This window comes from Flavobacterium sp. (genome assembly GCF_035760125.1).
In the GTDB taxonomy this organism is placed as follows: Bacteria; Bacteroidota; Bacteroidia; order Flavobacteriales; family Flavobacteriaceae; genus Flavobacterium.
Map to the genome: position 1 here is coordinate 1 of NZ_DASTTN010000237.1, position 6,897 is coordinate 6,897.

At 35.8% G+C, this 6,897-nt stretch carries 8 protein-coding genes and 1 pseudogene; 6 read left to right on the forward strand and 3 right to left on the reverse strand.

All coding sequences use genetic code 11. From position 1 onward, the window contains the following. Positions 1-27: 27 nt before the first annotated feature. Positions 28-1,254: a glycogen synthase gene (gene glgA / locus VFS71_RS08560; protein ID WP_326400583.1), complete on the reverse strand. Its 1,227-nt coding sequence runs from the start codon at positions 1,252-1,254 to the stop codon at positions 28-30. A gap of 472 nt (positions 1,255-1,726) precedes the next feature. Here glgA and VFS71_RS08565 point away from each other — a divergent pair, with 472 nt between their 5' ends. The 6 genes from VFS71_RS08565 to VFS71_RS08590 all read left to right on the forward strand — a co-directional run bounded on the left by VFS71_RS08565 (position 1,727) and on the right by VFS71_RS08590 (position 5,963). After that, complete coding sequence (locus VFS71_RS08565) at positions 1,727-2,815, forward strand: AI-2E family transporter (protein ID WP_326400585.1); 1,089 nt, start codon at positions 1,727-1,729, stop codon at positions 2,813-2,815. A 57-nt stretch (positions 2,816-2,872) separates the two neighbouring features. Beyond that, complete coding sequence (locus VFS71_RS08570) at positions 2,873-3,286, forward strand: VOC family protein (protein WP_326400587.1); 414 nt, start codon at positions 2,873-2,875, stop codon at positions 3,284-3,286. Positions 3,287-3,389: 103 nt separating this feature from the next. Beyond that, positions 3,390-3,848 carry a VOC family protein gene (locus tag VFS71_RS08575; protein WP_326400589.1) on the forward strand — a complete coding sequence of 153 codons (459 nt, stop codon included), beginning with the start codon at positions 3,390-3,392 and terminating at the stop codon, positions 3,846-3,848. 129 nt (positions 3,849-3,977) lie between these two features. Further along, entirely contained in the window at positions 3,978-4,409 is a 432-nt protein-coding gene (locus VFS71_RS08580; RefSeq protein ID WP_326400591.1) for a putative quinol monooxygenase, read from the forward strand. A 34-nt stretch (positions 4,410-4,443) separates the two neighbouring features. After that, on the forward strand, positions 4,444-5,409 hold the full coding sequence (locus tag VFS71_RS08585) for a D-2-hydroxyacid dehydrogenase family protein (RefSeq protein ID WP_326400593.1): 966 nt from the start codon (positions 4,444-4,446) through the stop codon (positions 5,407-5,409). 92 nt (positions 5,410-5,501) lie between these two features. Next, positions 5,502-5,963 (forward strand): GyrI-like domain-containing protein, encoded by a 462-nt coding sequence (locus tag VFS71_RS08590; protein WP_326400595.1) that lies wholly within the window; start codon positions 5,502-5,504, stop codon positions 5,961-5,963. Positions 5,964-5,967: 4 nt separating this feature from the next. Here VFS71_RS08590 and VFS71_RS08595 read toward each other — a convergent pair whose 3' ends face one another. Together VFS71_RS08595 and VFS71_RS08600 are read right to left on the reverse strand one after the other, a co-directional pair. Beyond that, positions 5,968-6,432: a molybdopterin-binding protein gene (locus VFS71_RS08595; RefSeq protein ID WP_326400597.1), complete on the reverse strand. Its 465-nt coding sequence runs from the start codon at positions 6,430-6,432 to the stop codon at positions 5,968-5,970. A gap of 12 nt (positions 6,433-6,444) precedes the next feature. Further along, positions 6,445-6,897 (reverse strand): annotated as a pseudogene (locus VFS71_RS08600) (molybdopterin molybdenumtransferase MoeA); the annotation flags it as partial.

A 6,897-nucleotide genomic window follows, 5' to 3' on the forward strand; every position in this document is an offset into this window, starting at 1 on the left:
GTTTTTATCATTTCATATCTAATATATTTAAGCCTGCTCTTTCACAAACCTAGCAATTACTTCCTGATAATAATTAAATGTGGTTTTTGCGATAGATTCCCAACTAAATTGTTTCAGCACTCGCACTCGACCTGCTTTACCCATAGCGGTTGCTAATTCTTCATTATCCAATAATGCATTTACTTTGGCTGCAAATGCTTTTTGAAAAGCTGTCGGATTCAACGGATTGAAGTTCGTTCTCGAAACGCTTTCCAGCGGAATCAAATATCCAGTTTCTCCCTCAACAATAATCTCTGGAATTCCGCCCACATGACTGCCAACAACCGGTGTTTCGCAAGACATGGCTTCAAGATTGATAATTCCAAAAGGCTCATACAAGGAAGGACAAGCAAAAACACGAGCATGACTGTACAACACTTTGACTTTTTCGCGTGGTAACATTTCCGAAATCAGAATCACTCCTTTTCGTTTGGTTTTCAGCTGATCTATTAGTGTTGACGTTTCAAGAGCTATTTCTTCTGTATCTGGAGCTCCGGCGCAAAGCACGATTTGGCAATCTTCATTAAAATATTGGGCAGCTTCTATCAATTGAGAAATTCCTTTTTGACGGGTAATTCGCCCCACAAAAAGCACAAACGGAATAGCAGGATCGATTCCGTATTCCTTCAACAAATCGTTATCAAAAGTAGGTTTGTAAAATTCAGGGTCAATTCCGTTATGGATTACGGTCACTTTTTTTGGATCGACACCATAAGCTTCCACCACATCGGTTTTCATTTGTTCGCTTACAGCAATCACACCATCGGCTGTTTTATAGGCATTGGTTTCAATCCATCGTGACATAAAATAGCCATTCCCGAGTTGTTCCACTTTCCAAGGACGATGGGTTTCCAAACTATGTGTTGTCAATATCAACGGCACCTGCAACAATTCCCTTGTAAAAACACCCGCCAAATGTGTGTACCAAGTATGGCAATGAACAATATCGGCTTTTGGAGTAGCCTGAGCCATTTCGACATTTCGGCTTAAATTATGAAACATCTTGATGTGTTCGTTTTCTGGATCAACCATTTTTGTCAAACAAGAATTTATTCCCTCCACATGCATGGATTCCTTGTTTTCTTTTTGGTCACCAAAACACCGAACTTCAACTTGAGCCAATTTGGCCAATTCATGACTTAAAAAATCAATATGTACTCCAGCTCCGCCATAAATGTTTGGGGGAAATTCGTTGGTATAAAGTGCTATCTTCATAAGCTGTATTTTTTAGTTTACAATATTCGACACAAGAGCAATCTTTTAAATCTGAACTCTTACTCCTATTTTTATTTTTTAAATGATGGCAAAAAAGCAAAATGCCACCCCTTAGCCCCGATAGAAGTGGAAATCCTTATAAGCCTCGTCTCAAAAGACGAGACTTATAAGATTGTAACGGATAGCGGGACGATGTTGACTAAAAAGCCAAATCTCTCTGCTCCAAACTTAACAATCGAACTGCTGGCTTTAAAACATTGAACTGCATCAAAATATCAATTTAGTAAAAATACGAAACCGCAATTTAATTCGTACGGAAACCAAACATTATTTTGAAACATTTTACACCTAAATTCCAAATTATTTAAACTTTCCACAAAAGACATCATTATTTAATATTGATAATTTCTACATTTTGACTAGATTAGCGTAATAATACAATTGTCATTTTATTCATCAAAAAAAATAAAATATGAATCAAAATAACTCAAATTTCAACAGTTTCAATTTTGAAAAAATTGCCGATACCCTTATTCGCCTGGGAGTATTATTTTTGCTGATAGGTTGGTGCTATGATATCCTGAAACCCTTTGTTTTAATCATAGTGTGGGCCATTGTAATAGCCGTGGCTTTGAGTCCCATTTATGAATGGTTAGTTAAAATATTTAGGGGCAAAAAGATTTTGGCCACTATTTTTCTGACGTTGTTATTAATCAGTATTTTAGTAATTCCCAGCATATTGGTAACCCAATCATTATATGAAGAAATCAACAACTTTACCGCTTCCTATCAGGCAAATGGGCATTTGATTCCGCCACCTGGTGAAAGCACCAAAAGCTGGCCTACGTTTACAAAACCCATAGTGGAAATTTGGCAAACAGCCTCAGTTGATCTTTCCAAAGTCATAATCAAATATTCTGACCAGTTAAAAGTCGTTGGCGAATGGATATTGCTTGCCTTAGCCGGAATTGGGAAGGGCATCCTGCAATTCATAGTCTCCATCATCATTGCGATGGGATTATTACTATATTCTGACCCTTTGACATCAGTTTCCAAAAGCATTTTCATCAAATTAATAGGTAAAAATGGTGAGCACTACGCATTAATCACCGTTGCCACCATTCGCAATGTCGTAAAAGGATTTTTGGGAGTGGCATTAATTCAATCAATGATGGTGGGAGCTGGATTTTTCTTAGCAGGCGTTCCATTCGCTGGAATTTTCACTATTATCTGCCTTATCCTTGCCATTATACAAGTTGGAATTGGCCCCATTGCCATTCCAGTTGTGATTTATATGTTTTCGGTTACGGACACAACTACTGCAACCCTACTGGCCATTTGGATAGGCATCACCTTGATTTCTGACAATATCCTAAAACCAATCTTTCTGGGAAGAGGCAATCCACCGGCTCCAATGCTAGTGATATTCCTTGGCGCCATTGGAGGTTTCCTATATAATGGATTCATTGGATTATTTCTAGGTGCGGTTATACTGACCTTGGGTTATAAATTCTTTCTCTCTTGGATAAAAATAATAGAAGAAGAAATAATAGAGCAATAGTTTCTGACAAGCCACGATTACAACAATTTAGACTCGACCACTAAAAAGACAAACAACATGGAAGATAACAATAACAAAACTGAAAACACAACACCAAAGGTGACAGGAATTGGAGGCATTTTCTTTTTTTCAGACAATCCTGAAGAGACTAGAAAATGGTATGGGCAAAACTTAGGTCTTGAAATTAATGACTACGGTTCGACTTTTGAATCCAGAAACATTAACAAACCTGACGAGATAAACGCTCTTCAATGGAGTCCTTTCAAAAATGGAGATGCCTATTTTTCTCCATCCAAAAAAGAATTTATGATTAACTATCGAGTTCAGAATATTGAAGAACTTGTCAAAAATTTAAGAGAAAATGGCGTGACTATACTCGATGAAATTGAGTCATATGATTACGGCAAATTTGTCCATATTATGGATCCTGAAGGAAACAAGATTGAACTTTGGGAACCTAGCGACAGTTAAACGAAATTGAGCAGCAAGACACCAAAATAAAGCGTAAGCAAAGAACTTAAAACTTCACAACAACTGCAAAAGCAGCGATTATTAAAACAACAAATAGACAACTATGCGTAAAATATTTCTTTTCATTATTGTGCTTTCCTTTAACGCTTCTATTCAGGCACAGGACAACACTTCGTTTAATTTCTCTTTCAATCACTTATCACTTTCAGTCAAAGACCTTGATTCATCCTGTGATTTTTACAAAAACATTCTTGGCCTTCAAGAAATTACCAATAGGACAAAAATGGAAGGTATTCGCTGGTTTTCATTAGGCGAAGGAAAAGAACTGCACCTTATCTCAACCATAAAAGATAGCGTGACAATTAATAAAGCAATCCATCTTGGAATAACCACTTCAAACTTTGATTCCTTTGTCAGTAAATTAGACAATCTCAAGATAAAATATAGTGACTGGGTGGGCACCCCAAACAAAGTAAACGTTCGTGCCGACGGTATCAAACAAATATACTTTCAGGATCCAAATGGATATTGGATTGAAGTAAATAGTGTTGCACAAAAATAAAAGTGTCTTAAGATATTTGGCTATCCAAGTGGTGCAATTTCAGTATGTGTAATCATTAAGTTAAAACATTTTATTTAAACTAGAAGTCAACTACTTTTGGTAATTTTTCAATTTAAACTTTAATAAAATATGAAAATACTTGAACCAGCTAACAAAATGCAATTTGATAAAATTAAATTGCTCAGCACTATAGTTATCTTATTCACACTAACACTTTTATTTAGTACTAATACTATGGCACAAGAAAAAAATCAAATGGTTCGGTTGGCAAAAATTAAAGTTGACCCATTGCAATTGGACAAATACAACTCAGCGTTAAAAGAACAGATGACGACTGCTGTTCGGGTTGAGCCTGGTGTACTAACCTATTATGCCGTTGCCGACAAAAACGATCCTTCACAAATTACAATACTTGAAATATATGCTGATACAGTCGCGTACAAATCACATATAGAAACAATACATTTTAAGAAATACAAAGAAACGGTTAAGGATATGGTCAAATCATTGGAACTTACAGATGTTAGTTTAATTGGTTCTGCCAAGAAAGAGGGTATGTAATATTGACCTTTATATCTCAAAAAAAGCATAAAAAATGAAAATTACGGTATTAGACGATTATCAAAATGCAATCAAGAACTTAAACTGTTTTTGTTTATTGAAAGACCAAGGTGCTCAAATACTGCATATAACAGAAAAAGATCCTCAAAAACTTTCTGAATTATTAAAAGATACTGAAATCTTAGTTCTAACACGAGAAAGAACAGAAATTACTCGTGAATTGCTTGATTTACTTCCAAATTTAAAACTGATTAGCCAAACAGGGAAAATCTCCAATCATTTAAATTTAGAAGACTGTACTGATCATAAAATTGCCGTTGCCGAAGGTATAGGTTCTCCAATAGCGCCAGCCGAGTTAACTTGGGCTTTACTAATGAATACCGTAAGACTGATTCCTCAAGCGATAGAAGCCATGAAAATGGGCAAATGGCAAACGAATATTGGTGCAGCTGTTCATGGCAAAACAATCGGTATTTGGGGTTATGGCAAAATAGGACAAAAAATAGCACAATATGCCAATGTATTTGGTGCCAAAGTTTTGGTCTGGGGAAGCGAAAATTCAAGAAACAAAGCAGTTGAAGATGGGTTTGAAAAAGCAAACTCCAAAGAGGATTTCTTTGAAACTGCCGATATTATTACACTACACTTACGTTTAAATGAAACCACAAGCGGCATTGTAAAAGAAAGCGATCTTTTGCATATGAAAGAAAACTCAATTCTTATCAATACTGCACGTGCTGAATTGATAGAAAAAGGAGCTTTGGTCAATGCATTAAAAAAAGGAAAACCAACGTACGCAGGATTGGACGTTTATGAACAAGAACCAATTTATGACACAAGTTTTGAACTGCTTCAAATGAACAATGTCGTTTGCACACCTCATTTGGGATATGTAGAGAAAAATGGTTATGAACTTTATTTTGGAAAAGCATTTGAAAATGCAATCAAATACATAAACGGAAACCCTACAAATATTGCAAATCCAGAGGTTTTAGAATGATTACAACGAAAGTAATCAATAATTTTAAACTAATATTTTGCTGAAATTCCAACTTTAAAGAATTACTCTAAAAAAATTAATAAAACCACACCATGAGTAAATTACATTTGGAAGAAATTAAATTGATTGGTTTAGCTTTAAACAGAAAAACAAGTAATGCTAATGGACAATCCAGTATTGATTGTGGAAACTTATGGCAGCAATTTGAAAAAGAAAACTATATCGATAAAATTCCAAACAAACTAACTGATGAAATCGTAGCCGTTTATCATGAATATGAAGGAAACCATACACAACCCTTTTCTTATTTTATTGGATGCAAAGTACCAATGGATACAAAAACTCCAATAGGAATGGAGAGCTTGATTATTCCAAATCAAATTTATCAGAAGATAATTGCCAAAGGCGAAATACCCAATTGCCTAATAAATGCCTGGAAAGAAATTTGGTCTTCAAGTGTTTCAAGGGCCTATAAAACTGATTTTGAAGTTTATGATGAAAGAAGCAAAGATTGGAGCAATGCAGAAGTTGATATATACATTTCAATCCATTAAAAAATTACAACAAATACACCTCAACGGCATCTCCTTTTTTCAATTCATAATGTCCGTGTGGCACATAAATCAATCCATTTGAGACTGAAAAAGAATTAAGCATAGATGAATTTTGATGTGACAAGATTTGCGCTTCCCCATTGCTGACACTCGCTTTCAAAAATTGGCAACGCGTGTTTTTTACTTCATAATCATGGCTCAATGAAAACAAAACAGCTTGTTTGTAATTTGCCTCAGCACCAGACATAATTGCCAATGTGGGCAAAACATACACATAAAAACAAGTTAGGCAAGCCGCAGGATTTCCAGGCAATGCGAAAATCATTTTATTGTTCAGCTTTCCTGCAAATAATGGTTTTCCTGGCTTTTGATTGACTTTATGAAATAAGGTTTGCACATGAAGTTCTTTTAAAGCCTTTGCCACAAAATCATAGTCCCCGACCGATATTCCGCCAGAAACCAAAACCATCTCATTATTCGCTCACGCGTCCTGAAGAATATTTTTGGTGTTTTCGAAATCATCATTGACTTCATATAAAGTCACAGCATCATAATAAGCATCTATTAATGCGGAATGTAACATAATTCCGTTGCTTTCATATACTTTCCCGTGTTCGAGTGGTGTACCAGGTTTGGCCAACTCATTGCCTGTGACCACAATTCCAATATTTGGTTTTTTATAAACTTTAACATGAGTAAAACCAAGTCCCGCCAAAAAACCTATTGCTGCTGAATTTAACAAAGTTCCTTTTTCGAGAGCCAAATCACCAGCCGAAATTTGCTCTCCAATGGGCCTAACATTCGTTTCGGGTTCTACCAATTCGTCCAGTAATAATTGGGTTCCGTTTGCAGCAACCAATTCAATCTGGATTACTGCTTGCGCCGAATCTGGTATAGCTGCTCCGGTAAAAATCTTGACAGCCTGTCCCGGAAG

Coding starts and splice junctions, on each gene's coding strand:
- VFS71_RS08575 (WP_326400589.1), top strand. CDS start 3,390: ATGCGTAAAATATTTCTTTTCATTATTGTGCTTTCCTTTAACGCTTCT.
- VFS71_RS08570 (WP_326400587.1), top strand. CDS start 2,873: ATGGAAGATAACAATAACAAAACTGAAAACACAACACCAAAGGTGACA.
- VFS71_RS08580 (WP_326400591.1), top strand. CDS start 3,978: ATGAAAATACTTGAACCAGCTAACAAAATGCAATTTGATAAAATTAAA.
- glgA (WP_326400583.1), bottom strand. CDS start 1,254: ATGAAGATAGCACTTTATACCAACGAATTTCCCCCAAACATTTATGGC.
- VFS71_RS08585 (WP_326400593.1), top strand. CDS start 4,444: ATGAAAATTACGGTATTAGACGATTATCAAAATGCAATCAAGAACTTA.
- VFS71_RS08595 (WP_326400597.1), bottom strand. CDS start 6,432: ATGGTTTTGGTTTCTGGCGGAATATCGGTCGGGGACTATGATTTTGTG.
- VFS71_RS08590 (WP_326400595.1), top strand. CDS start 5,502: ATGAGTAAATTACATTTGGAAGAAATTAAATTGATTGGTTTAGCTTTA.
- VFS71_RS08565 (WP_326400585.1), top strand. CDS start 1,727: ATGAATCAAAATAACTCAAATTTCAACAGTTTCAATTTTGAAAAAATT.